Genomic DNA, 25,067 nt, shown 5'->3' with positions numbered 1-25,067 from the left:
CCGGATCCGGGGAGGGATCCGGGGCCCGCAGAGCGGGGGCCGGCTCAGCCGACCAGCGCGGGGGTCCGGCCGGCCTCGGCCGCCTCGTCCTCCGCCGGCCCGGCCTCGGGCTCGGGGGCGGGCAGCACCTTCAGGTAGGCGCGGAGCGTCTCCGCGGCGATCCGCTCCAGCGAGTAGCGGGAGCGGGCGCGGTCGGCGGCGGCGATCGAGTAGCCGTGCAGCGTGGTCGCCTCGGACAGCAGCTGCCGGACCGCGCGGCCGATCACGACCGGCCGCCCCGCCGGGACGTGCAGCCCGGTGATGTGGTCGAGGACCTCGTCGGCGCTCCCGCCGGCCGGGGTCGCGACGACCGGCACGCCGCAGGCCATGGCCTCCAGCGGCACCGACGGGCACGGCCCGTGCGGCGCCAGGCAGAGCGCCAGGCTCGCGGTGCGCAGCAGCTTCGGCAGGTTCTTGCGCGGCACCCGGCCGAGGAAGATCACCCGGTCGGCGACGTGCAGCTCCTTGGCGAGCAGGCGCAGCCGGTGCACCCCCTGGTCGCTCTCCAGGTCCTCGCGCTCCGGGCCGCCGGCGACGGCGAGCTCGGCGGTCGGGACGTGCACGAGGGCGCGCAGCGCGGTCCCGACGTCGCCCGTCTCCAGGTCGTCGCAGACCATCACGAGCCGGCGCCGGTCGCCGTGCGGCATCGCGGGGCCGACCTGGGCGAAGTGCTCGCCGTCCACGCCGTAGGGGACGACCGCGACCGACGGGCGCGGCACGCCCATCCGCACGACCTGGCCGGCCTCCTCGGCGTGCCCGGCGAGGACGATGTCGGCGTCCCGCCCGATGGCCTTCTCCAGCCGGTCGCGGTGCGGGTGCACCCGGCGCCCGGCGCGGCGCTCGGCCGCCGCCACGCCGTGGTAGCTCTGCGCGAAGGGGATGCCCAGCTCACGGGCGACGGCGCAGGCGGCCAGGCCGCCGACCCAGCCGTGCGCGTGCACGATGTCGGGGCGTCCGGAACCGGACCAGCGGCGGCGCAGACCGTCCGCGAAGTCGCGGATGTGCTGGAGCAGCTCCTCGTCCGACAGGGGCCGGGCGGGCCCGGCGTCGAGGTTGACCAGCACGGCGCCCGGGGCGAGCTTGGTGCGGCCGCGGGCGGACTTGTCCTGCCGCCGCGCGTAGACCGTCACCTGGTTCGGCTCGCCGTCCGCGGTGAGCGGACGGGTCAGCGAACGAGCGAGATCCCGGACGTGGATTGACTGCAGGTGTTCGCCGTCGAGGTCGGAGGCGGACACGAGTGCGATGTTGAGCGAGCGATGCATGACGGATCCTCCGGGACAACACAGGGGAAGCACGGAGGTATCTGCGTCGTAGACACCTGCTCGGCCAGTTTCATATCCGATCCCACCGGCCGTCAAACCTGGCGAAACGCGGCCCGGCCCGCCCTGGCCCGAACAAACCACCCCCGACCTGCGGGAATACTGGGCCAAGTGAGCGACGATCCGATCTGGTATGTGGCCTACGGCTCAAACCTCTTCCGGGAGAGATTCCAGTGCTACCTCGCCGGCGGCCGCCCGCCCGGCGGCGCCCGGCGGCACGCCGGCTGCCGCGACCCGCGGCCCGCCCGCGCCGAGCAGTCGATCACGATCCCCGGCGGCATCTACTTCGCGCACACCTCCTCGACCTGGGGCGGCGGGATGGCCTTCTACGACCCGGACCTCCCCGGCCGCGCCGCCGCCCGCGCCTACCTCCTCACGCGGCGCCAGTTCTGCGACGTCCTCTCCCAGGAGATGCGCCGCGACCCCGGCACCGACCACGACCTGTCCGAGGTCCTCGCCCGCGGCCGCCAGCGCCTCGGACCCGGCCGCTACGAGACCGTCCTCCGGGTGGGCGAACGGGCCGGCCACCCCATGCTCACCTTCACCTCACCGCACCCGGCCGCCCCAAACGCGCCGACGGCCCCGTATCTCGCCATGCTCGGCAATGGCCTGCGCGAGGCCCACGGCTGGACCGCCGGCCGCGCCGCGTCCTACCTCGCCGCCCGGCCCGGCGCCCGGGGAGCCTGGACCGAGCAGGCGATCGCGGCGCTGCTAGGTTCGGGCCATGAACCCCGGTGACATCGTCGACGACTTCGAGCTGCCCGACGAGACGGGCGAGCCCCGCACCCTGAGCGGCCTGCTGGAGAAGGGCCCGGTGGTCCTGTTCTTCTACCCGGCCGCGCTGTCCCCCGGCTGCACCGCCGAGGCCTGCCACTTCCGCGACCTGGCCGCCGAGCTCGCCGAGGCCGGCGCCCAGGCGGTCGGCATCAGCGCGGACCCGGTCGCCAAGCAGAAGGAGTTCGCCGACAAGCACTCCCTCGGCTACCCCCTCCTGTCCGACCCGTCCGGCGAGGTCCGCGCCCGCTTCGGCGTCGCGCGCGCCCTGAGCTTCCTCCCCGCCAAACGCCAGACCTTCGTCATCGACACCGACCGCCGCGTCCTGGCCGTCGTCAAGAGCGAGGTCCGCATGAACGCCCACGCCGACAAGGCCCTGGAGGCCCTCCGCAAGCGGTGAGGGCTCCGTCCGGTCGCGCACGTCGGCGCGGCGGGCGTCAGCCCGCGGCGGCCGCCCTGCCGACGACGGGGAGGTTGATCGCCGAGGGGTGCTCCGGCGTGTGGAAGATCTCCTGGTCGGCGGTGAGCATCTCGGTGGCGGTGCCCATGGGCGCGCCGGTGCCGGGGTTGCGGGCCACGCGCGGGTAGGCGCCGCTCGCCACCTGGACGCGGATGCGGTGCCCGCGGCGGAAGCGGTGGCCGGCGGGCCACAGCTCGACGGCGACCGCGCGCACGCCGCCGGCGCCGGGTTCCGGGGCGCCGGGGACGAGGCGGCGCATGCCCTCGCAGAGGTTCAGCGACTCGCCCTCGGGGGTGACGTCGCAGAGGCGGACGACGAAGTCGGTGTGCTCGCGGTTCGAGCGGATGCGCAGGTCGGCGGTGACCGGGCCGATGATCTCCACGTCGTCGTCCAGGACGGCGGAGGTGTAGGTGAGCACGTCCCGGCGGCGTTCCAGGCGCCGCTGGTCGGTGGACGGGCGGGTCTCGCCGAGCAGGGTCGGGCCGCCGAGGAACGGGGTCGGGTGGTTCGGGTCGTACCGGTAGGCGTCGGGCTCGGACTCGGGCGGGACGGCGGGGGAGAGGGCGCCCCCGGGCTGCAGGTGCCAGCGCTCCTCGCGCATGCCGGGGACGGGCCAGTCGGGGAACTCGCGCCACTCGCCGGCGCCGGTGATGTAGAGGCGGACGGGCTGCTCGCGCAGCTCGGACGGGTCGTCCAGGAGGTGCGCGCGGAACCAGCGGACGGAATCGGCGACCGAGCCGCGCATCATCCGCTGGTCGGCGTGGAACCAGGGGCCGATCGTCAGGTAGGGCCGCCGCCCGGCGGCGCGCAGGGCCGCGTAGTCCTTCATCTGCCAGGGCAGGAAGATGTCGTACCATCCGCCCGTCATGTTCACCGGCGCGGTGACCTCGGAGACGGTGGGGCTGAAGTCGCGCTTGTCCCAGAACGGCGTGTCGGGGCCGTTGACCAGCAGTTCCTGGAAGAAGCGCTGCTGCGCGCCGGTCGCGATCCGGTCGAGCTCGGCGATGGGGCGCCCGGAGAGCGCGGCGCGGCGGGCGCGGCGCGGCGACATGATGCCGGTCGTGATGCCGGAGAGGGAGTTCTTCATCCGGGCGGTCAGGTCGACCCAGATCAGCGCGGACTCGAGCGCGAACGTGCCGCCGACGTTGACGGCGTCCCGGAACGTCGAGGCGGTGACCTGCATCGACAGGGCCTTCAGCTCGGGCCCGGCGTCGGCGGCGACGGCCCACTGCACGTAGCCGAGGTAGCTCGGGCCGTGCATGGCGAACGTCCCGCCGAACCACGGCTGTGATTTCAGCCACTCGATGGTCGCCAGGCCGTCCTCGCGCTCGTCGAGGGCCTCGAACACGCCGCCGGACCCGAAGCCGCCGCGGACGCTCTGCACCACGGCCTGGAACCCGTGCGACGCGAACGCCTGCCCGCACATGAGCCCGAACGGCCCGCGCCGCCCGTAGGGCGAGCGGACGAGCACGACGGGCGCCCGGTCGACGTCGACGGGGGCGTACCGGTCGGCCAGCAGCGTCACCCCGTCGGCGGCGGGAACGGGGAGGTCGCGCTCGACCGCCACCCTGTGGGGCCCGTTCCGCAGTCCCAGCGCCGTGACCCCCAGCCGGCGCATCATTCCCACCCCTACCACCCGACCGATCGTAATCGCCAGATCGGCCGAACCCGGAGCCACAACCCCCGTGATGTGCCTCGCAGCACTCCGGGTCTTCACTACGATCGGGGACGCGTAACACGGCAAATCGGGATCTTGCGGGCCTGCACGGTTCGCGGAGGGAGAGTTTCACGCGTCATGGGCGACCTGGGCGACCTGAGCTGGACGCGCGTCATCGCCGCCGCCGTCGTGATGGCGGTCGCGCTGGCGGCCGCGCTCCTCCTGCGGCTGCTGACCGGCCGGCTGACCCGGCGCGCGGGCGACACCCGGTGGGCGTGGGACGACCTGGCCGCCCGCCTCATCCGGGACCTGGCGATGCCGCTCGCGGTGCTGCTCGGCCTGTGGACGGCGGCGAAGGTGCTGGAGCTGCCGCGCGGCACCCTGGACGTGATCGCCAAGGTGCTGACGGCGGCGACGATCCTGGTGGTCTCGCTGGCGCTGGCCCGGCTGATCGCGGCGTCGGTGACCTCGATCGCGCTGGCCCGGCAGGGCGTCGCCGCGAACGTCACGATCTTCGCGAACATCACCCGGGTGATCGTCTTCGGCATCGGCCTGCTGGTGATGCTGCAGAGCATCGGGGTGTCGATCACCCCGCTGCTGGGCGCGTTGGGCGTCGGCGGCCTCGCGGTGGCGCTGGCCCTGCAGGACACGCTCGCCAACCTGTTCGCGGGCGTGCACGTCCTCGCGTCCAAGACGATCGAGCCGGGCGACTACATCAAGCTGTCCACCGGGCAGGAGGGGTACGTCGTCGACATCAACTGGCGCAACACCTCCATCCGGACGCTGTCGGACAACATCGAGGTCATCCCGAACCAGCGCTTCTCGGACACGATCCTCACCAACTACCACCGGCCCGCGCAGGACATGTCGGTGCTGGTGTACGCGAAGGTGCACTACGAGGTCGACCTCGACGAGGTGGAGCAGCTCCTCATCCGGGTGGGCCACGAGGTGATGAAGGAAGTCCAGGGCGGAGTGGCCGACTCCAACGTCCTGGTCCGTTTCGACGACTTCAACGACGCCACCGTCGGGTTCCACGTGATCCTGCGGTCCAGCGAGTTCGGCGACCAGTTCGCCATCAAGCACGAGTTCCTCAAGCGCCTGCACAGGGCGCTCCGCGAGGAGGGCATCGCGCCGCCGTACTGGCACCACCGCGTGGCCCTGGAGGAGCCGTCCCGCGCGAACGGCGTGCCGCGCAAGGACGAGCTGGCCCTCTAGCCGGACATGGCCCGCAGGCCCGTCACGGTCCTCCGGCCCGTCACGGGCGGATGAGCGGCATCATCACCTCGTCCACGACCGAGGCCACGTAGGCGTCGTCGAGCGGGCCGCCCTCCACGAGGTTGTAGTAGACGATCACGGCCGGGCCGACGTTCGCGATCTGCCGGGTCGCCGCGCCGGGGCGGATCTCGCCGCGCTCGGCGGCCCGCAGCAGCGCGTCGTAGAGCAGGTCGCGGACGGGCTTGGACAGCCGGTCGTGGACGACCTCGTGCACGAGCCCCTTGCCCTGCTCGGTCTCCTCCTTCAGCACCTTGAACGCGGCGCCCCGGCAGGCGACCAGCGTGTCGCGCGTGCAGGTGAGGATGGCCAGGAGGTCCTCGCGCACCTTGCCGGTGTCGGGCGCGGTCGGCGGCTCGGGCAGGACGTGCTTGAGCGCGTCGGTGATCAGCTCGTCCTTCGACTTCCACCGCCGGTAGAGCGCGGCCTTGCCGGTGCGGGCGGCGGCCGCGACGCCCTCCATGGTCAGCTTCCGGTAGCCGGTGGTCTCCAGCTGCGCGAACACGGCGTCGAAGATCGCTGCTTCCAGGTCGCCGCCGCGGCGGCGGGTGGCCGGGGTCACGACGCGCTCCCCAAAATAGTGAACGATACCGTTCTCTTTCGGGCGAATCGGTGATAGGTTCCCCACATAGTGTACGTCGCCGTTCCTTAAATCCTCGGGAAGGTCCCGCCTTGACCTCGTCGAACGAACGGACGGCCGCGCCCCCGGAGCCCGCCGCCCCGGGAGATGCCGCCTCCTCCCATCATCGCCCAGGAATCGTCCTCGCCGTCATCGTCGGCGGCCAGCTCATGATCGGCCTGGACACCTCGATCGTCACCATCGCGCTCCCGGAGGTGAAGCGGGGCCTCGGCCTGACGACCGGCGGCCTCGCCTGGATCCAGAACGCCTACATGCTCGCGTTCGGCGGGCTGCTGCTCCTCGGCGGGCGCGCCGGGGACGTGTTCGGCCGCCGCCGCGCGTTCACCGCCGGGGTCGCGCTGTTCACCGCCGCGTCCCTGCTCGGCGGGTTCGCCGGGACCGGCGCCTGGCTGCTCGCCGCGCGCGCCGCACAGGGCGTCGCCGCCGCCGTCGCCGCGCCCAGCGCGATGGCGCTGATCGCCGCCGGCTTCCAGGGGCAGGCCCGTGTGCGCGCGCTGAGCGTCTTCTCCGCGGTGACCGGCGCCGGCGCCGCGATCGGCATGATCGCCGGGGGAGTGCTGACCGAGGCCGGGTCCTGGCGGTGGGTGTTCTTCGTCAACGTCCCCATCGGCCTGGCGCTGCTCCTGGCCGCGCCGCGCGTCCTCGCGGAGACCGCCCGCCGGCCCGGCCGCTTCGACGCCGCCGGCGCGGTCGCCTCCACGCTCGGCATGACCGCGCTCGTGTACGCGCTGATCCGGGCCGGATCGGCCGGCTGGGGCGACGCGCGGACGCTCGCCGCGTCCGGGGCCGCCGCCGCCCTGCTCGCCGCGTTCGCCGCGATCGAGCACCGCGCCCGGCAGCCCGTCATGCCGCTGTGGCTGCTGACCGGGCGCGACCGCGCCGCGTCCTACCTGGTCCAGCTGTGCCTGACGGCGGCGATGTTCGGGGCGTTCTTCTTCCTCACCCAGTACCTGCAGCAGGTCCTGCGGTACGGGCCGCTGCGCGCGGGCGCCGCGTTCCTGCCGATGGTGGGGATGCAGTTCGCCGTCGTGCGGCTGGCGCCGCGGCTGATGGCGCGCGCCGGCGCCCGGCCGCTCGTCGCCGCGGGCGCGGTCCTGGTCGCGGGCGGCCTGCTGTGGCTGTCGCGGCTCTCGCCCGGGGACGGCTACGCGACCGGGCTGCTGGTGCCGTTCCTGCTGGTGGGCGCGGGCGGCGGGCTGGCGATTCTGCCGCTGAACGCGACGATCCTGGCGAGCGTGGAACCCGGGCAGTCGGGCGCGGCGTCGGGGGTGGCGCAGACGATGCTGTGGTCGGGTGCGTCGCTGGGCTCGGCGGTCATGGTCACCGTGCACGGGCACGCCGCGTCCGGCGGCGACGCGATGCGCGGCATGGACGCGGCGTTCGCGACCGGCGCCGGGTTCGCCGCCGCCGCGCTGCTGGTCGCCGTGCTCGTCCTGCGGGTGCGGCCGTGAGCCGGTCAGGCGGCCGGGCCAGGCGGGCGGGTCAAGCGGCCGGGCCAGGCGGGCGGGTCAAGCGGCCGGGTCAGGCGGGCGGGGCCGCCTCCTCGAACCAGGAGAGGAACTCGGCGTTGCCGAACATCCGCGCCGTGTCCAGGGCGGACGGCGAGCCCGCGCGCGGGTCGGCGCCCGCGTCCAGCAGGGCCCGCACCACCTTCGCCTCCTTCTTGAACACCGCGCCCGCGAGGGGCCGCTGGCCGCGGTCGTTCGCCCGCTCGGGGTCGGCGCCGCGCGCCGCGAGCGCCCGGACCGTCTCCGGGTGGCCGTGGTAGGCGGCGAGCATGAGCAGCGTGTCGCCCCGCTCGGTGGCGAGGTTCACCGGCACCCCGGCCTCGACGAAGTCGACCAGCCGCCGGGTGTCGCCGGACCGCGCGAGGTCGAACAGCCGCGCCGCGAAGTCCTCCATCCCCGGGTCGGTCCCGGTCAGGACCGGGACCCTGCTGCCCGCGGTGAGCAGCCCGCCGAGGCTGTCCTCCCCGTAGGTCAGCCGCTTCTCCAGCGAGACGAGGGCGCCGTCCTCGGGGAACGAGCGGAACCGGACGTCGTCCGCCAGCGACCGCATGATCAGCAGGCCGCGGCCGTGCTCGGCGGACGGATCCGGCCGCGGCACCCGCTCGGCGTCGAACCCGGCGCCGGAGTCGATCACCTTGATCACGCAGCGGCGGCCCTGGATGACCGCCCGGACCGTGTAGTCGGCGCCGTGCTCGGCGTGCTTGATCACGTTGGTGCACGCCTCGGTGAGCATCATCTCGATGTCGTCGCGGATGCGGTTCTCGACCCCGAGTGCGGCGAGCGCGGCGTCCAGGAGCCTCCGGGTCGCCGGGACGCTGGCGGCGTCCCTCGGGAGCTGGAGATCCAGGCTGATTTCCACGTCATCTCCGTCCGTCCCCTTATGTCGTGCCCTTTCGGTCGGGCTCAAACATGGTCCGGACGTCCGGAATGTCACTCCGTGTCGGCGGGCCGCGGCGCGTAGTCGTCCACGTACTCCTGCCCCGACAGCCCCTGGATCGCCTCCATGATCTCGTCGGTGACCTGCCGCGCCGCCTTGCCGCGCGGGACGCCGTCGTCCCGGCCGCGGAAGTCCATCGGCGGGCCGATGCGCAGCCCGATCCGGCCCGGCTTCGGGACGGCCCGCCCCCGCGGCTGCACCTTGTCGGTGCCGAGGATCGCGACCGGCACGACGGGCGCGCCGGTCCGCATCGCCAGCCGCGCGACGCCCGTCCGCCCCCGGTAGAGCCGCCCGTCGGGGGAGCGGGTGCCCTCGGGGTGGATCGCGAACACGCCGCCGCGCTCCAGCACCGCCGCCGAGGCGTCCAGCGCGTCGAATGCCGCCCGCCCGCCGGACCGGTCGACCGCGATCGCGCCGACGCTGCGGAAGAACGTCGCCATGGCGCGGCCCTTCGCGCCGGCCCCGGTGAAGTACTCATGCTTGCCGAGGAAGTGGACCCGCCGCGGCACGATCAGCGGCAGCACGAACGAGTCGAGGAACGCCAGGTGGTTCGCGGCGAGGATCACCGGGCCGATCCGCGGGACGTGCCGCAGCCCGCTCACCCGCGGAAGGAACGCGACGCGCATCGCGGGCCCAAGGACGACGTGCTTCAGCAGCGGATAGATCACGCGTTCGGGTTCCATGTCCGAGAAGGCTATGGGCGCCGCCGTCCCCGCCGCCGGTGGCGCCCGGTACAAACCGGAAGGCCCGGATCTTGTAGGAATCCGCACTGGCGGGGGCGGCCGCGCGGTCAGCCGCCGGCCGCCGCCGCGTTGAGCTGCCGGATCACCTTGCGCACCGCGGGCGCCGCCGGGCCGCTGCGCGCCGTCAGCTCCTCGATCCGGCGGCGGTGCCGCCGCCGGTCCGCGCCCGGCAGCACCGACGTCAGCTCGCCCGCCGCCGCCAGCGCCACCGCCGCCGCGTCGTAGCTGTTCACGTGCGCGACCGGGCGCCCGCGCAGCGCCGAGGACGCCCCGCCCCACAGCGTCTTCACGACGCGCGGGTCCTTCACGGTGACGTCCCGGTGCGGGACCAGGCCCAGGATCCGGCGCCCCCGCACCCGGATCCAGCCGTCCCGCACCAGCTCGTCCTGGACCGTCCGCACGATCGCCTTGGCGTCCTTGCGCACCCAGTGCCGCCACGACCGGGGCCGCGAGGCCGCGATCTGCGCCAGCACGCCGTACGGGTCGTCGCCCGGCGTCCCCGGGACGGGCCGGCGCCGCTCGTCGCCGAGCCGCCCGTCCAGGTACAGCTCGGTCAGCGCGGCGGCCCGCAGCACGTAGCCGAGCCGCGCGCCGCACCGGGTCATCCGCTGCTTCCTCAGGTCGTACGCCAGCAGGTACATGCGCGCCGGCAGCGACTCCGGAACATCGACCATGGCTAGTCCTCGCCCCCGCCGGCCGGCGGGTCGTCCTCGTCTTCGTCCTCGTTCTCGTCCACGTCCGCGGCGCGCTCCGCCTTGCGCGGGCGGCCGGGCCCTCGCATCCGTCCCGCCGACCGGGGCATCCGGCCCGCGTCGGCGAGCGCCTGCCGGAGCAGGAACTCGATCTGCGCGTTGGTGCTGCGCAGCTCGTCCCCCGCCCACCTGGCCAGCGCGTCGTGGACGGCCGGATCGAGCCGCAGCAGGATCTTCTTGCGTTCCGCCACTGGTTCCGGGCTACTGGTAGAGGGTGCCGGTGTTGACCACCGGCTGGGCGTCCCGGTCGGCGCACAGCACGACCAGCAGGTTGCTGACCATCGCCGCCTTGCGCTCCTCGTCCAGGTCGACCACGTTCTCCTCGTCCAGCCGGTCGAGCGCGAGCTGCACCATGCCGACCGCGCCCTCCACGATCCGCTGCCGCGCCGCCACGACCGCGCCCGCCTGCTGCCGGCGCAGCATCGCCTGCGCGATCTCCGGCGCGTAGGCCAGCCGGGTGATCCGCGACTCGATGATCACGACCCCGGCGGACGCGACGCGCTGCGCCAGCTCGTCCGACAGCTGCGCGGTGATCTCGTCGGCGTTGTCGCGCAGGGAGGTCCGGTCGGCGGCGTCGTAGGGGAAGCTGCCCGCGATGTGCCGGACGGCCGCCTCCGTCTGGAACGCCACGAACTCCACGAAGTCGTCGACCTCGAACACGGCCCGCGCGGTGTCGGCGACCTGCCACACCACCACGGCGGAGATCTCGATCGGGTTCCCGTCCAGGTCGTTGACCTTGGCGAGGCCGGTCTCGTGGTTGCGGATCCGGGTGGACACCCGGCGCCGCTCGGTCAGCGGGTTCACCCAGCGCAGGCCGTCGGTGCGGACCGTCCCGGAGTACCGGCCGAGCAGCTGCAGCACCCGCGCCTCGCCGGGCGCGACGGGGGTCAGCCCGGCCAGGACGACCAGGCCGGCCAGCGCCAGCAGCCCGCCCACCGTGCCCCCGGTCGCGATGGCGGCGCCGCCGCCCGCGACGATCCCCACGGCGATCGCCGCGCAGCCGACCGCGATCCAGAGCAGGCCGACGCCGAGCATCGTCCATCCGCCGCGGTCCCGGGCCGGCCGCTCCTCGATCTTCGGCCGCGGCATCTCCACCTTGGCCCCCGAGCCCATGGCCCCCGTGTCCGTCATGTCGCCCTCCTCCTGGTTATCACTAATCTAGCAAAGTGATATCACATTTTCCATCCCCGGGAGGAGGGCGGCGGTCCGTGCAGGGCGTGCGGTCAGGGGGCGGGGTCAGGGCGCGGGGACGAGCTCGGGCTCTTCGGCGTCCGCGATGTCCTTCGGGACGTTGCGCAGCGTCACCGGCGCGAAGACGGCGACCAGCGCGGCGAACCCGGCGCTGCACATCAGGGCGGCGTGCATGCCGTCCACGAAGGCGCCGCGCGCCGCGTCGCCGACCTGCGCGGCCAGTTCCTGAGGGAGCCGCGCGGCGGCCTGGAGGGCGCCGCTCAGCGAGTCGCGCGCGGCGGACGCGGCCGGGGCGGGCGTCCCGGCGGGCAGCTCCAGGACGTTGCGGTACACCGCGTTCAGCACGCTGCCGAGGACCGCCATGCCGAGCGCGCCGCCCAGCTCGGTCGCCGTCTCGGAGATCGCGGACGCGGCGCCCGACCGCTCCTTCGGGACGGACGCGAGCACGGTGTCGCCGGTGACCGTCATCGCCATCCCCATCCCGGCGCCGGACAGCAGCATCGCCGGGAGCATCGTCCAGTACGAGGTGTGCAGGCCGACCACCGTGAAGACGGAGAAGCCGCCGGCGGACAGCACCATGCCCAGCGCGACGACGCGGGCGCGGCCGAGCGCGGCGATCAGCGGCGGGGCGAGCGCGGCGCCGCCGACCATCGCGCCGGCCGCGCCGGGCAGCCCGGCCAGGCCCGCCTTCAGCGGCGACCAGCCGAGCGCCAGCTGGAAGAACAGCGAGAAGATCAGCGACTGGGCGACCAGGGTGAACATCGCGAACATGTTGGTGCCGACGGACCCGGTGAACGCGGCGCGGCGGAACAGCCGGACGTCGATCAGCGGCTCGGCCACCCGGCCCTGCCGGACGAGGAACGCGGCCAGCGCGGCGAGGCCGGCCGCCAGCGAGAGGTAGACGCGGGTCTCGTCCAGGCCGTGCGCGGCGGCCTCCTTGATCGCGTACACCGCGCCGAGCACGCCGAGGACCGACAGCGGCACGCTCGGCAGGTCCAGCCGGCCGGGCGCCGGGTTGCGCGACTCCGGCAGCAGCGCCGCGCCGGCGACGAGCGCCACCGCCATGATCGGCACGTTGATCAGGAAGACCGAGCCCCACCAGAAGTGGTCCAGCAGCGCGCCGGCCAGGACGGGGCCGAGGCCGACGGCGAGGCCGGCGATGCCCATGAACGCGCCGACCGCCGCCGTGCGCTCCTTCGGCACGGTGAACGCCCGGCGGATCAGCGACAGGCACGACGGCATCAGCGTCGCGCCCGCGACGCCGAGCAGCGCGCGGGCCGCGATCAGCAGCTCGGCGCTCGGCGCGTACGCGGTCAGCGCGGACGCGGCGGCGAACACCGCCGTGCCGATCAGCAGCAGCCGCTTGTGCCCGATCCGGTCGCCGATCCCGCCCATGGTGATCAGCAGGCCGGCGAGCGCGAACCCGTAGGCGTCGGCGATCCACAGGATCTGGGTGGCCGAGGGGTCCAGGTCCCGGCTCAGGTGCGGGACGGCCTGGTTCAGCGCGGTCAGGTCGATGTTCGGGACGAGCGCGACCAGCAGGCAGATCGCGAACGTGCTCCACTTGCGGGGGTGCGTGTTCTCACGGGTCGAGGTGTTCATGCCCCAACGGTCGCGGGCGGCGCTGACCGTTCCCGCACCGTCCGCTGACCGCGCGGACCGGCGCCGTCAGGAGTCGGTCAGCAGGGCGCGGGCCCGGTCGCGGGGGAGCGCCGCGCCCTCGGCGAAGGCCCGCTCGTAGGCGGCGCCGCCGAGCAGCGCGCGGGCGTCCGCCGCGACCCGCTCGGCGTCGGCGTCGCCCGCGACCTGGATGCCGCGCAGCGCCTTCGCGGCGCCGAGCAGCAGCGCCGCGCGCTCCCCGTCCCCCTCCGCGGCCGCCACCCCGGCCAGCGCGGTCGCCGCGTTCGTCTGGTAGAGGAACAGCGGGTGGTCGAACGAGCCCTCCAGCGCCTCGCGGAGCAGGCCGCGGGCCCGCCCGGTGTCGTTCTCGGCGATCGCCAGCCAGGCCAGCCCGATCAGCACCGCGCCGCGCGCCGCGACGGCGATGAACCGCTCCGAGGCGTAGCCGGTCAGCGCCGTCTCGTACAGCCGGCGCGCCTGCGCGGCGTCCCCGAGCAGCCGCGCCGCGTCGCCGAGCCCCTGGTAGCCGGCGGCGACCTTGTCGGGGGTGCCCGCCCGCCGGCCCAGCTCGATGCCGCGCTCGAACCCGGCCCGCGCCGCCTCCGGGTCCCCGCCGCGGATCAGCACGTGCGCCCGCTGGTACAGCAGGTCGGCGGTGTCCTCCAGCGCGCCCAGCTCGCCGACGAGCTCCAGCGCCTCGTCCAGCAGCGCGATCGCGCGGGCGTGGTCGCCGCGCCAGCCGGCCGCCTGGGAGAGGGTGTCGAGCGCGTTGGCGATGCCCCACCGGTCGCCGCAGGCCCGGAACCCCCGCAGCGCCTCGGCGCACGCCTCCTCCGTCGCGGCGATGTCGCCGGCGAACTGGGCGACGAACCCGTCGCTCATCCGGACCAGCGCGCGCGTCCACGGGTCGTCCCCGACCTGCCGGGCGAACATCGCGGCGTCGGTGCGGTCCGGCCCCGCGGTGAGCGCCCACATGACGACCACCGCCGGGTACCGCACCTGCCGGTCGATGCCGCGCAGCAGCGCCGCGGCCCGGTCGAGCCACGCGACCGCGCGCTCGCCCGTGACGCCGCCGGACACCGCGTTGGTCGCGCACAGGACGTACTCCTCGTCCAGCCCCTCCGGCGGGTCGGCGCCGACGGCCTCCAGCAGCTCGGCGGCCAGCGCCGCGCCCTCCACCCGCCCGCGCAGCCACCAGTACCACGACAGGTCCGCGATCATCCGGAGCGCGAGCGCGCGGTCGGCCCGCACCGCCCACCGCAGCGCCGCGTGCAGGTTCCCGTGGTCGGCGGCGAGCAGGTCGAGCCATTCGAGCTGCTCGGCGCCGCGCAGGTGCGGGTCGGCGCGGCGGGCCAGGCCGGCGAAGTACTCCGCGTGGGCGCGCTCGAACCTCTCCCGCTCCCCGGCCTCGTCGAGCCGCTCCGCGCAGAACGCCCGGACCGTGTCCAGCATCCGGTACCGGGTGCCGTCGCTCTGCAGGAGCGATTTGTCGGCCAGCTCGACCAGCGGCTCGTCGGCGTCGTCCAGGCCGCAGACGCCCACGGCCGCGTCCAGCGTGAGCCCGCCGGAGAACACCGTCAGCCGCCGGGCGAGGGTCCGCTCCGCCTCGTCCAGCAGGTCCCAGCTCCACTCGACGACGGCGCGCAGCGTCTGGTGGCGCGGCGCCGCCGCCCGGTTCCCGCGCGACAGCAGCCGGAACCGGTCGTCCAGCCGCGTCGCGACCTCGGCGACCGGCAGCGACCGCAGCCGCGCCGCCGCCAGCTCGATCGCCAGCGGCAGCCCGTCCAGCGCCCGGCAGATCCGCAGGACGGCGCCGGCGTTGCCCTCGTCCACCGCGAACCCGGGGCGCACCGCCTCGGCCCGGTCCAGGAACAGCCGCACCGCCGGATACGCCTGCGTCTCCGCGGCCGGCGTGCCGTCGGGCGGCAGCTCCAGCGGCGGCAGCGGGCGCAGCGCCTCGCCGGTGATCGCGAGCGCCTCCCGGCTCGTCGCCAGCACCCGCAGCCGCGGGCACGCGCTCAGCAGCCGGTGCGCGATCCGCGCGACGGGCGCCACCACGTGCTCGCAGTTGTCCAGGACGAGCAGCACGCGCCGCCCGTCCAGCGCCGTGACCAGCCGTTCCACCGTGTCCGGCGAGGTCTCGCCGGACACGGGCAGCATGCCGCCCTCGCGCAGCCCGAGCGCGCCGAGCAGCGCCTTCGGGACCTCGTCCGCGACGACCGGCGCCAGGTCGACGAAGCAGACCTCGCCGTCCTCCCGGCCCGCCGCCTCGATCGCCAGCCGCGTCTTGCCCGCGCCGCCGGGGCCGAGCAGCGTGACGAGCCGCCCCTCCGCGAGCATCTTCCGGACGCGGCGCAGCTCCTCGTCCCGCCCGACGAAGCTGGTGAGCTGCGCCGGCAGGTTCGGCCTGACCGGCTCGGGCCCGGTCTCGCCGCGCAGGATGCTCAGATGCACCTCGGCGAGCTCCTTCGACGGGTCGGCGCCCAGCTCGTCGGCGAGCACCCGCCGCCCGTCCTCGAACACCGCGAGCGCCTCCGCCTGCCGCCCGCCGCCGTGCAGCGCGCGCATCAGCAGCGCCCGCGCCCGCTCCCGCAGCGGCTGCGCGTCCACCAGGCCGCGCAGCGGCGCGACCGCGGCCTCGGGGTCGCCCGCCCGCAGCCGCGCCTCGGCGAGGCCCTCCACGGCCGCGGCCCGCTCCTCCTCCAGCCGCGCCGCCTGCCCCGCCGCGAACGGCGCGCTCACGTCGGCGAGCGCGGGGCCGCGCCACAGCCCGAGCGCCTCCTCGAACAGCGCGGCCGCCGCCTCCGGGGTCGCGGCGCGCCGCGCTTCGCCGGCGAGCCGCTCGAACCGGTGCGCGTCCACATCGTCGCGCTCGACGCCGATCCGGTACCCGGCGGCCAGGCCCTCCACCGGCGCCGCGTCCCCGAGGCTCCGCCGCAGCCGCGACACCTGCGACTGCAGCGCGTTCGCCGCGCCGCTCGGCGGGTCATCCCCGTAGAGGCCGTCGATGAGCCGCTCGGCCGGGACGATCCGCCCCGCGTCCAGCAGCAGCATGGCCAGCAGCGCCCGCACCGCGGGCCCGCCCACCGGCACGGCCTCGCCGCCGCGCCGGACCTCGACCGCTCCCAGGATGCCGAACCGCATGCCCGGATTCTCCCGCACTACCGTGGTGTCTCCGACCCCGGAGGAGCGCCATGACCGAAATCCAGACCGTCACCGACTTCCTCTCCGCGCTCGAAGACCTCGACATCGACCGGGCCCTGACCTACGCCGCGCCCGGCATGGTCTACCAGAACGTCCCGCTGCCGCCCGCCCGCGGCCTGCCCGCCGTCGAGAAGACCCTGCGCGGCATGGCCCGCTACGGCACCGGCTTCGAGGCCCGGGTCCGCAACATCGCCGCGAACGGGCCCGTCGTCCTCACCGAACGCACCGACGTGCTGGAGAGGGGCTCCTGGCGCGCCGAGTTCTGGGTCTGCGGCACCTTCGAGGTGCACGACGGCCGCATCACCCTCTGGCGCGACTACTTCGACTGGACGACCTTCCTCGCCGCGAGCGCGAAGGGCCTCGGCGGCGTCCTCCTCTCCGCCCTCTCACCCCGCCCGCGCACCAGCCCCCGCTGACGCGCCGCCGTCCGCTTCCGGCCGCGCCGGCCGGGGCCCCGGACGATCTTCCGCAGGCCGCCGTCCGACCGGCCGCGCGGGTCCGGCCGCCGGGCCCGCGCCGCTCCGCCGGCCGACGGCCGGGTGGCGACGGCCCGCGAGCGTTATGGTGCCGTCCAGGGAAACCGGGGTGGGCGGGCCGCCCGCGGGCGGGACTCGGGAGGGTCGGGAAGAGATGGAGCCGCTGCGTCCGGCAGATCCGCAGGCGATCGGCCGCTACCGGCTTGCGGGGCGCCTCGGGTCCGGCGGCATGGGCGAGGTGTTCCTCGGCTACTCGCCGGGCGGGCGTGCGGTGGCGGTGAAGGTCATCCGCCCCGAACTGGCCGCCGACGCGCAGTTCCGCGACCGGTTCGCCCGCGAGGCGGAGGCGGCCCGCAGGGTCGGCGGCTTCCACACCGCGCAGGTGGTGGAGATCGACCTGTCCGCCGACCCGCCGTGGCTCGTCACCGCCTACGTGCCGGGGCCGTCCCTCGCCGCCGTCGTCGCCGAGCACGGCGCCCTTCCGGAACGGTCGCTGCGCGTCCTCGCCGCGGGCCTCGCCGAGGCGCTGGAGGCGATCCACGCCGCGGGCCTGGTGCACCGCGACCTGAAGCCGTCCAACATCCTGCTCGCCTCGGACGGGCCCCGCGTCATCGACTTCGGGATCGCGCAGGCGCTGGAGGGCACCGCGCTCACGGTGCCGGGCGGCTCGGTCGGCACGCCCGGGTTCATGGCCCCCGAGCACGTCCGGGGCGAGGACGTCGGCCCGCCCGCGGACGTCTTCGCGCTGGGCGCGGTCCTGTGCCACGCGGCCGGCGTCCGCCCGTTCGGCGACGGCCCCGCCCACACCCTGCTGTACCGGGTCGTCCACGAGATGCCGGACGTGTCCGAGCTGCCGTCGGGGCTGCGCGACATCGTGTCCTCCTGCCTGGCGAAGGACCCCGCCGCCCGCCCCTCGCCCGCCGAGGTGCTGGCGCGGACCGGGCAGGACGGCGCGGCCGGCCCGATCGGCGAATGGCTGCCCGCCCCGGCGACCCGGATGGTCGACGAATACCGGGCCGAGGCCACGACGACCATGCCGCCCGCCGGGCACACCGCGGCCGCACCGCCCGCGTACGCCCCCGAGTACGCTCCCGCCCCGCCGCCCGGGTACGCCCCCGCCCCGCCGCCCGGGTACGCCCCCGGCCCGTACCCGCCCGCCCCCGCCGCGGTGCCGCCCGCCCGCAGGACATGGCCGCTCTGGGTGGGCATCGGCGCGCTGGGCCTCGCCGCCACCCTGGTCACCGGCCTGCTCATCGCGTCGAATCGCGGCGGCGGCCCGTCCGCCCCGTCCGCCCCCTCGTCCCCGGCGGCGGGCCGGACGCCCGCGGCGCAGCGCTGCTCGTTCGAAGGGCGGCAGGTGACCGATCCGGAGGGCCGCAGCTTCGACACCTGGTCCTGCCGCACCGCGAAGCAGGGGCCGATCTTCCTCGAACCCGCGGCCGGGACGCGCACCGGCTACCTGCGGTCGTCCACCAACTGGTTCGTGTGCCAGACCGAGGGCGCCGCGAACCCCGAGGGCACCGGGACCACCTGGCTCTACACCCAGGGCGACGACCGCTACCGGAACCAGGGCTGGGGCTGGTACCCGGCCTCCTCGGTCTCGCCGACCTGGCGCGACCAGCCCGTCCCCGACATCCCCGACTGCACCTTCTAGGACGCGAACCCCGCACGATAACGCAAACTTGCCAGTATTTCCTGTCACGGTTGATACAAGTAACGGCGCCCGGGTTTGCGGGACCATGCCGGACATGAGACGCGCATGGATGCTCGGAGCCGTCGCCGTCCTCCTCACCGGCCTGGCCGCCCCCGCCGACGCGGCCGAACGCCCGTGGCGGACGACGGAGCCCCCGCCCCGCCTCTGGCCCGAGAGCGGCCTGACCGGCGTCACCGCGCCCGGCCCGCAGGACATCTGGGCGGCCGGCTTCGAAGGCCACGCCTGCGTGGACTGGTCGTGGCCGGGCTTCGGAGCGGGCACCATCTGCAGCTCCAACGCGATCGTCCGCCAGTGGAACGGTTCCTCCTGGCAGAACCGCAACCCGCCCGGCGTGTGGAACCTGGAGCCCGTGGACATCGACGCGCTCCCCGGGAACGTCTGGCTGTCCGGAGCCAAGGGCGGCGGGGGCTATCTGGCCCACTGGGACGGATCCCGCTGGTCGCAGATCCAGCTCCCCGAGGCTTGCGAAAGCTCCCACTACATCCAGGTGGAGGCCGTCGACGACGGCGTCTGGGTGAGCAACGGCTGCCTCGCGAGATGGCGGAACGGCACCTGGACCACCTACGACACCGGCGTGTTCGTCCACGCGGTCTACACGGTGAGCGACACGGAGCTCTGGGCGGCCGGCAGCGTCCTCGGCCCCTTCCGTCCCGCCATCGTCCGATGGGACGGTGACTCCTGGGAGGTCCCGGACGTCCCCGAGGGCTACACCGACCTTGTGACCGCGGGCCCCGGCACCGTCCTGCTCAGCGGCCCCGGCAAGGACGACCTCATGCTCCGCACCGGCGGCGCCTGGACCGCCATACCGAAACCGCCTTCCGCCCACATCGGCTACCGCGTCGGCGACGACGGCTCCCTGTGGACCGGCTCCGACCCGACCGAGCCGGGCGCCGTCTTCTACCGCTTCGACGGCGAGACCTGGCAGTCAACCCCCATGCCCGCCCAGACGGGCACGGGCTCCCGCAACCGAGGCGGCTTCGACCTCGCCCCTGTCTCCGGCACGAACGGCGCCATGGTCGCCGTGGGCACCGCCCCGGGCGGCGGCCCCCTGACCATGACCAACGCCTCCTGACCCCTCAAGGCCGGGCCGTTCGCCTTCGTGAGTTGCGAGGCGGCGGGCGTGGGCGATCGGCAGGGGGTGCCGGCGGGCGAGAGGGCGCGAGGCCCGGCTGCGCCCGCCGGACGCGTGGTCAGGTCAGGGACGGGAGCGCACGCGGCGCCTCCGCCGGCATCAGTAGCGGAGCGGCCAGAGAAGAGGGCCGCAGACGTGCCACTCGAACTCGGGGCCGTGGTAGATGTGCTGCAGGTGCGCGACGTACCAGAGCACCACGTCCTTCCCGTCCACCGACTCGCCCGTGACGTGCTGGTAGATCTCGTCGTCGAAGCGGGATCCCAGGCGTCCCTTGAGGTCCTCGGAGGCGCGGTAGGCGACCGCGGCGCCCTCGATCCGGCCGAAGGAGTCGCTCTTGCCGTCGAACTCCCCGCGGTTGAGGAGGTAGCCGAGGCCGGACTGCTTGTTGATCACGGCCCACGACCGGTTCCAGAACCAGAACGCCTCCTCGCCCCGGATCGGTCTCCAGCCGGGGCCGTAGCCCCAGTTCGTGGTCTGGCCGGGGTCGTGCTCCAGCGGCAGGTTGTTGGACGCTCCGCCGATGTCGAAGTCGAACCGCCAGTAGACGTGGTGCTGGTGGGTGGCGTTGTGCTGCAGGCCCGCGCTGTGCAGCTGCGGCTGGATGAGCCCGTCGTCGCGGAAGAACCACCGGTTGACGATGTGGTACCTGCTGATGACGTGGTAGCTCTCCACGACCAGGTGGCGGTGGCCCGACTGCACGTGCTCGTACACCTTGACCGGCACCCGCATGTTCCCGATGCCGAGCTGGTCCTTGTAGGGGCCCGCGCCGGAGTCGTAGTGGACGCGGATCATCGGCAGGCTCGCCTTGTGGAGGACCTTGATCCCCTTGAAGTACACGTCCCGGAAGGCGATGGCCTCGGTGTCGCCGTCCACGAGCTCCCACAGGAACGTCCACTTGGGGGCCTCGGGAGGCCAGCTGACCCGGCCGTAGACGGTCATGAGGCCGACTCCGTGATCAGGCCGGCCTTGACGACCTCGCGCGCGCTCAGGTCGACGATGGCGAAGGCGGTGGGCACGTAGCGGTCCGCGGGCCCGAAGCGCACGTCGACGAGCCGGTGCCCGTGGCGCGGGCTCTGCGCGTTCACGTCCTCGACGATCAGCCCCACGCCGGTGGCGATGTCGATCCCGGCCTCGGACAGGACGCCGTGCTCGCGCACGAGGTCCAGCGCGTCGCTCAGCTCGGAGTCGGTCACCGGCGGCTGGTAGCGCTCGACGCGGACGTCCTGCACCGCCCTGCGCACGGGATCGACCTCGACCTCCACGACGGCGTCGTCGGTGTAGTCGTAGATGATCACCAGCGGGTGGTCGGTTTCGCGGTCCTTCGCCCGCGTTCCGATGTCCAGGATCTCGTAGCGCTTGTCCCGCAATTTCGCGGCGACCCTTTCGGAGGCGAGCGCCAGGTCCGCCGCCCGATGGCGGCTTTCGTCCGGAATTCTGGGTTCGAGCGTCTCGAACTCGACGGGTGTGCGGTCGGCCGGGTGAAGGTACCGGCTGAATTCCGGGACGTCGACGAATGGCGGATCGACGACCGGCCCGAAATTGGGGACCTCGGCACTGAACAGGCCGGGTGGCGGCAGTGATTCACGAGAATATTGTTCCTCGCCGGGCATGGCTGTCCTCTCTATTTGGGAATTGCGTCGATTCATTTCGGTCGGTACCCGCGGCGATGAGCCGCCACCCCGGCCTTGGCCAGGACTTTTCGCGGGCACGATCAAGAATCGACTCATGTTGAGAGTCGCCGCAGAAATGACTAATTCATGGGTCCGCGCGGAAAGACGCGGGGCAGTGCGCCGGGCGGCAGGCCGTCGGGAACTGCCCGGAATCCCCCGCTCGCTCGGAAGCTCGGGCTCCTTCAGGGAGTGGACGTCTCGATGAACTTCACGAGCGGGGTGAAGAGGCGGCCGCGGTGTGCGGGGTCGTCGCCGGTGAACCGGGCCAGGACCCGGTCGAACCTGGCCTGGTCGCGGGTCTCCCAGGTCCACGACTCGGGCCAGCCGGACGGGTCGCGGTGCAGGTCGCCCTCGTCCAGGAGGAGGAAGCGGTCGCGGAGGGCGTCGAGGAGGGCGTCGACGATCCGGGCGGTCACCGGGGAGCGGCGGACGTACGCCTCCGGGTCCCCGGTGCCCGCTTCCCGGGCCAGCCGGTGGACGGCCCGGACCGCCGAGCCGATCAGTTCCGCCGCGCCCGCGTCGGCCGTCCCCAGGACGTGGGCGAGCGGGAACCGCCCGCCGCCGGCCAGGAGGAGGTCCCGGACCGCCGGTTCCGGGTGCCCGTCCAGCACGGCGCGGGCCGCCTCCACGACGTTGTCGCGGAGGCGGCCGGCGATCTCGTCGCGTCCGGCGAAGACGACGGTGGCGCGCATGTCGCGTCCCCGGGTCAGCGGTCGCCGGGGACGGAGCCGCCGGACCGCACCGGGTCGTGCGGCCCGATCGCCTCGGGCGCGGCCGCGTATGGCTGGGTCATCTGGTTCTCCGGAGGTCAGGCGGCGATCCCGCCGGGGGCGTCGCGAGGGGCGTCGTGCCACGCGCGCAGGAACGCCTCGACGAGGCCCTCGGCGCGGGGGCGGATGTCGAACGGCTCGGTGACGTTGCGGCGGGCGATGGATGCGAGGGAGTCGGCGGTCTCGTTGAGCGGATGCCCGGAGTGCCCTTTGACGTGCGCGAACGCCAGCCCGGGGCGCCCGGCGACGCGGCGGGCCAGCCGGACGAGGGACGGCGGGCCGGCGGGGCGGTCGCGCAGGTCGTAGCCGGCCGGCATCAGCCCGGTGTCGCCGCGCCGCCAGGCCCGCAGGAAGCGCAGCGCCGGGAGGCTGTCGAGCAGCAGCCTCAGCTCCGGGCCGTCCCCGATCCGGTCGAGCAGCAGGCCCACCGCCCGCAGCTCGCCGACCAGCACCCTGCTGGGGCCGGTCGGGTCCTGCGGGCCGGACGCCCAGCCGCGCATGCCCCACCGGCCGTCGCTGACGACGTAGCCGATCCCGCAGGCGCCGCGCTTCCAGCTCGCGTCGGTCGCGGCGACGAGCCCGTCCCCGGGCCACCCGGGCACCCGCCCCTCCACCGGCGTCCGGCCCCCGCGCGGACGCGGCGGCAGGTGCGGGCAGCCCGGGTGGTGCTCTCCCGCGTCGACGTAGTGCTCGGCCTCGGCGGCGAGCATCTCCGCGATGCGGTCGTCGCCGTTCCGGACGGCGGCGAAGCACAGCCACAGCAGCCGCCTGGCCACCCCGCAGCACGCGCACATTCCGGCCCGCGTCGCGCAGGCCCGTAAACGCTGCGTCCGCGCGGCGAGGCCGGGCGGCGCCTCGCGCTGCGCGTCGTCGAACTCCCGCAGCGGCATCGTCGGGACGTGCATCGCTCATCAACTCCGCTCTGATCAGGGGGAAGCGGAACTTCTGTACACAGCAAACCACACGAGAGCCTGTGAACGCAATCAACCCAAGAATTTATGCGCGCGGAAGTGAGGTCGGAGATGCCGGTCACGGGTGACGTGAACCAGATCAACCGGCGTGATAGGCGCTAGGGTGAGGTCATCGTGCACGTCGGCTGATGGGAGTGCTGGTGTCGAACGATGCGACGGTGACCGCGGCGGACATCGCCCGCCTGGCCGCGGTCGGCCGCGCGGCCGTGAGCAACTGGCGCCGCCGCCACGACGACTTCCCGCAGCCCGTCGGCGGGACGGCGGTCAGCCCGACGTTCTCCCTCGCCGAGGTGGAGGAGTGGCTCCGCGGGCAGGGGAAGCTGGCCGACTCGCCCGTCCGCGAACGCGTCTGGCAGACCCTCCGCGCCGCCGCCTCGGGGGACATGGAGCTCGCCGACGTCCTCACCTTCGCCGGCGCTTTCCTGCTGCGGCTCCGCACCGAGCCCGGCCGCTGGGCCGGCCTGGCGGACGCACCGGACGACGAGGTCGCCGCCGCCCTGCCCGAAGCCGTCCGCGCGCTGCCCGAGACCGTCCGGGGGCCGGCCGGGGCCGGCCTGGCGCCGCCCTCGTCCGCCCCGCTGGTCCGCGCCCTGTCCCAGCTCGTGGACGAGCTGGGCGTCGCCGAGACGTTCGAGTTCCTGCGCACCCGCTACCTGGAGCACCACAGCCGCCGCGTGTACCTGACGCCGGAACCGGTCGTGCGGCTGATGCTCGAACTCGGCGGCCCCGCGCGCACGGTGCTCGACCCCGCCTGCGGGACGGGCACGTACCTCAAGGCCGCCCAGGAGATGTTCAAGGACGCCGAGCGGCTCCTCGGGCAGGAGATCGACGACACGACCGCGCGCATGTCCGCGATACAGCTCGCGCTGCGCGGCGCCCCGGCCGAGGTCTGCGCCGGAGACTCCCTCCTCGCCGACGCCTTCCCCGGACGGACGGTCGACCTTGTCGTCTCCAACCCGCCCTTCAACGACCGGGGATGGGGCTACGAGCAGCTGACCGGCGACCCGCGCTGGGAGTACGGGCTCCCGCCGCGCATGGAATCCGAACTGGCGTGGCTCCAGCACGGTCTCGCCCACGTCGAGCCAGGGGGCCATGTCGTCCTGCTCATGCCCCCGGCTGTCGCGAACCGTCGTTCCGGACGCCGTGTCCGTTCCGAACTGCTCCGCCGCGGGACGCTGCGTGCCGTCATCGGCCTGCCCCCGGGCGCGGTGCCGAACATGGCGGTCGCCTTGGCGGTGTGGGTTCTCCGCCGTCCGTCCCCCGGGGACACCCCGGCGGACGATGTCCTGATGGTCGACACTTCGGCCGACCCCGAGAACTTCCGCAAGACGGCCCTGGACGCGTGGCGCCGCTACGAGAAGGGCAAGCCCGTCAACGCCGACTCCGGTGTCGTCGTGCGCATCATCGACCTGCTGGACGACGAGGTCGACCTGACCCCCGCCCGCTACCTGCCGCAGCGGAGCGCGCCCAGGGGCGAGGGCTCGTTCGTCGCCGCGCGCGACATCCTGGAGAAGAAGGTCGCGGAGCTGCCGCGAGTGGCCGCAGAGTTGTCGTCCCTAGTGCAGACCTCCGCGCCGGCCGACGTCCCCATGACGACGGTGGGTGAACTGGCCAAGGCAGGTGTGCTGCAGGTTCTCCGGCCCCCCGCCAAGGTGCGGATGGGCGGGGGGAACGTGCCCGTCCTCACCCTGGACGACCTCGCGGCAGGGCGGGAACCCTCGGGGAGGGCCGCACCGGACGACGACCATGTGCGCCTTGAGAGCGGCGACGTCGTCGTGTCGCTCGCCGCACGCCATCCGGTGGCGCGGGTGATCACCGAGCCTGGCGCGGTGCTCGGCACGGGCCTGGCCCTCGTGCGCGCGGAACCGTCCCGGACCGACCCCGACTTCATCGCCGGCTGGCTGCTGCTGGGCGCGCGGGGCGCCGCGCTGCGCAGCTCGACCTCGTCCGCGCGCTTCGACGTGCGCCGCGCCCGGCTGCCCCGCCTCACCCTGGACGAGCAGGTCGAACTCGGCAGGGCGTTCCGCAAGCTCACCGAGCTCGAGGCCGCCCTCCGGGAGACGTCCCGCCTCGGCGCCGACGTCCTGCGCCTCGGCCTCGAAGGGCTCGGCGCCGGGACGCTCCGCCCGTCCGGCTGACGCGCCGCCGCCGCGCCGCACGGCGGTTCGGGCCGCTTCCGCGGGCGCCCGCCGCCCGCCGGGCGACGCCGGTACGCTGC

The 25,067-nt window shown here is 74.5% G+C and carries 22 protein-coding genes; 8 read left to right on the top strand and 14 right to left on the bottom strand.

Annotated elements, in window-relative coordinates:
- Positions 1-44: 44 nt before the first annotated feature.
- The gene (locus ACIWVC_RS13955; protein ID WP_396447738.1) at positions 45-1,301 is read right to left on the bottom strand and encodes a glycosyltransferase; all 1,257 of its coding nucleotides are present in this window, start codon (positions 1,299-1,301) and stop codon (positions 45-47) included.
- A gap of 168 nt (positions 1,302-1,469) precedes the next feature.
- Between ACIWVC_RS13955 and ACIWVC_RS13950 the strand changes: the two genes are divergently transcribed.
- Together ACIWVC_RS13950 and ACIWVC_RS13945 are read left to right on the top strand one after the other, a co-directional pair.
- Positions 1,470-2,096 (top strand): histone deacetylase, encoded by a 627-nt coding sequence (locus tag ACIWVC_RS13950; RefSeq protein WP_396447737.1) that lies wholly within the window; start codon positions 1,470-1,472, stop codon positions 2,094-2,096.
- Positions 2,083-2,532, top strand: coding sequence for a peroxiredoxin (locus ACIWVC_RS13945; protein WP_396447736.1), 450 nt, complete (start codon positions 2,083-2,085; stop codon positions 2,530-2,532). The genes ACIWVC_RS13950 and ACIWVC_RS13945 overlap by 14 nt, the downstream gene beginning before the upstream one ends.
- Positions 2,533-2,569: 37 nt before the next feature.
- Here the strand turns inward: ACIWVC_RS13945 and ACIWVC_RS13940 are convergent, their stop codons facing one another.
- On the bottom strand, positions 2,570-4,228 hold the full coding sequence (locus tag ACIWVC_RS13940) for a CocE/NonD family hydrolase (protein WP_396447735.1): 1,659 nt from the start codon (positions 4,226-4,228) through the stop codon (positions 2,570-2,572).
- A gap of 159 nt (positions 4,229-4,387) precedes the next feature.
- Between ACIWVC_RS13940 and ACIWVC_RS13935 the strand changes: the two genes are divergently transcribed.
- Complete coding sequence (locus tag ACIWVC_RS13935) at positions 4,388-5,464, top strand: mechanosensitive ion channel family protein (RefSeq protein WP_396454202.1); 1,077 nt, start codon at positions 4,388-4,390, stop codon at positions 5,462-5,464.
- Between the two features lie 40 nt (positions 5,465-5,504).
- On the opposite strand, the gene ACIWVC_RS13930 is transcribed toward ACIWVC_RS13935, so the two are convergent.
- The gene (locus ACIWVC_RS13930; protein ID WP_396447733.1) at positions 5,505-6,083 is read right to left on the bottom strand and encodes a TetR-like C-terminal domain-containing protein; all 579 of its coding nucleotides are present in this window, start codon (positions 6,081-6,083) and stop codon (positions 5,505-5,507) included.
- 110 nt (positions 6,084-6,193) lie between these two features.
- On the opposite strand from ACIWVC_RS13930, the gene ACIWVC_RS13925 reads away from it, so the two are divergent.
- Positions 6,194-7,612 (top strand): MFS transporter, encoded by a 1,419-nt coding sequence (locus ACIWVC_RS13925; RefSeq protein ID WP_396454201.1) that lies wholly within the window; start codon positions 6,194-6,196, stop codon positions 7,610-7,612.
- A 70-nt stretch (positions 7,613-7,682) separates the two neighbouring features.
- On the opposite strand, the gene ACIWVC_RS13920 is transcribed toward ACIWVC_RS13925, so the two are convergent.
- The 7 genes from ACIWVC_RS13920 to ACIWVC_RS13890 form a co-directional block, all read right to left on the bottom strand.
- Positions 7,683-8,528: an ATP-binding protein gene (locus tag ACIWVC_RS13920; RefSeq protein ID WP_396447731.1), complete on the bottom strand. Its 846-nt coding sequence runs from the start codon at positions 8,526-8,528 to the stop codon at positions 7,683-7,685.
- A gap of 71 nt (positions 8,529-8,599) precedes the next feature.
- On the bottom strand, positions 8,600-9,289 hold the full coding sequence (locus tag ACIWVC_RS13915; RefSeq protein WP_396447730.1) for a lysophospholipid acyltransferase family protein: 690 nt from the start codon (positions 9,287-9,289) through the stop codon (positions 8,600-8,602).
- A gap of 107 nt (positions 9,290-9,396) precedes the next feature.
- Positions 9,397-10,023: a GPP34 family phosphoprotein gene (locus tag ACIWVC_RS13910; RefSeq protein WP_396447729.1), complete on the bottom strand. Its 627-nt coding sequence runs from the start codon at positions 10,021-10,023 to the stop codon at positions 9,397-9,399.
- Positions 10,024-10,025: 2 nt separating this feature from the next.
- Positions 10,026-10,292 (bottom strand): hypothetical protein, encoded by a 267-nt coding sequence (locus ACIWVC_RS13905; RefSeq protein ID WP_396447728.1) that lies wholly within the window; start codon positions 10,290-10,292, stop codon positions 10,026-10,028.
- Positions 10,293-10,302: 10 nt separating this feature from the next.
- The gene (locus tag ACIWVC_RS13900) at positions 10,303-11,232 is read right to left on the bottom strand and encodes an SPFH domain-containing protein (RefSeq protein ID WP_396454200.1); all 930 of its coding nucleotides are present in this window, start codon (positions 11,230-11,232) and stop codon (positions 10,303-10,305) included.
- A 105-nt stretch (positions 11,233-11,337) separates the two neighbouring features.
- Positions 11,338-12,894 (bottom strand): MFS transporter, encoded by a 1,557-nt coding sequence (locus tag ACIWVC_RS13895; protein WP_396454199.1) that lies wholly within the window; start codon positions 12,892-12,894, stop codon positions 11,338-11,340.
- A 66-nt stretch (positions 12,895-12,960) separates the two neighbouring features.
- Entirely contained in the window at positions 12,961-16,056 is a 3,096-nt protein-coding gene (locus tag ACIWVC_RS13890; RefSeq protein WP_396454198.1) for a BTAD domain-containing putative transcriptional regulator, read from the bottom strand.
- A gap of 50 nt (positions 16,057-16,106) precedes the next feature.
- On the opposite strand from ACIWVC_RS13890, the gene ACIWVC_RS13885 reads away from it, so the two are divergent.
- The 3 genes from ACIWVC_RS13885 (at position 16,107) to ACIWVC_RS13875 (ending at position 19,378) form a co-directional block, all read left to right on the top strand.
- On the top strand, positions 16,107-16,532 hold the full coding sequence (locus ACIWVC_RS13885; RefSeq protein ID WP_396447724.1) for a limonene-1,2-epoxide hydrolase family protein: 426 nt from the start codon (positions 16,107-16,109) through the stop codon (positions 16,530-16,532).
- A gap of 214 nt (positions 16,533-16,746) precedes the next feature.
- Positions 16,747-18,246 (top strand): serine/threonine-protein kinase, encoded by a 1,500-nt coding sequence (locus tag ACIWVC_RS13880; RefSeq protein WP_396447723.1) that lies wholly within the window; start codon positions 16,747-16,749, stop codon positions 18,244-18,246.
- Between the two features lie 94 nt (positions 18,247-18,340).
- Entirely contained in the window at positions 18,341-19,378 is a 1,038-nt protein-coding gene (locus tag ACIWVC_RS13875; protein ID WP_396447721.1) for a hypothetical protein, read from the top strand.
- Between the two features lie 159 nt (positions 19,379-19,537).
- Here the strand turns inward: ACIWVC_RS13875 and ACIWVC_RS13870 are convergent, their stop codons facing one another.
- The 4 genes from ACIWVC_RS13870 to ACIWVC_RS13855 form a co-directional block, all read right to left on the bottom strand.
- Positions 19,538-20,377: a hypothetical protein gene (locus ACIWVC_RS13870; RefSeq protein ID WP_396447720.1), complete on the bottom strand. Its 840-nt coding sequence runs from the start codon at positions 20,375-20,377 to the stop codon at positions 19,538-19,540.
- The gene (locus ACIWVC_RS13865) at positions 20,374-21,048 is read right to left on the bottom strand and encodes a hypothetical protein (RefSeq protein WP_396454197.1); all 675 of its coding nucleotides are present in this window, start codon (positions 21,046-21,048) and stop codon (positions 20,374-20,376) included. The genes ACIWVC_RS13870 and ACIWVC_RS13865 overlap by 4 nt, the downstream gene beginning before the upstream one ends.
- A 242-nt stretch (positions 21,049-21,290) precedes the next feature.
- A complete protein-coding gene (locus tag ACIWVC_RS13860) occupies positions 21,291-21,800 on the bottom strand; it encodes a hypothetical protein (RefSeq protein ID WP_396447717.1) in 510 nt (169 codons plus the stop codon).
- 116 nt (positions 21,801-21,916) lie between these two features.
- Positions 21,917-22,783: a ribonuclease HI gene (locus ACIWVC_RS13855; protein WP_396447716.1), complete on the bottom strand. Its 867-nt coding sequence runs from the start codon at positions 22,781-22,783 to the stop codon at positions 21,917-21,919.
- A gap of 206 nt (positions 22,784-22,989) precedes the next feature.
- Here ACIWVC_RS13855 and ACIWVC_RS13850 point away from each other — a divergent pair, with 206 nt between their 5' ends.
- Positions 22,990-24,987, top strand: coding sequence for an N-6 DNA methylase (locus tag ACIWVC_RS13850; RefSeq protein WP_396447715.1), 1,998 nt, complete (start codon positions 22,990-22,992; stop codon positions 24,985-24,987).
- The last annotated feature ends 80 nt before the right edge of the window (positions 24,988-25,067 follow it).

This window comes from Actinomadura sp., from assembly GCF_044508335.1.
Lineage (GTDB): Bacteria > Actinomycetota > Actinomycetes > Streptosporangiales > Streptosporangiaceae > Spirillospora.
Note: the sequence above shows the minus strand (reverse complement) of the source record. Positions and strands in the feature narration are given on the sequence as shown.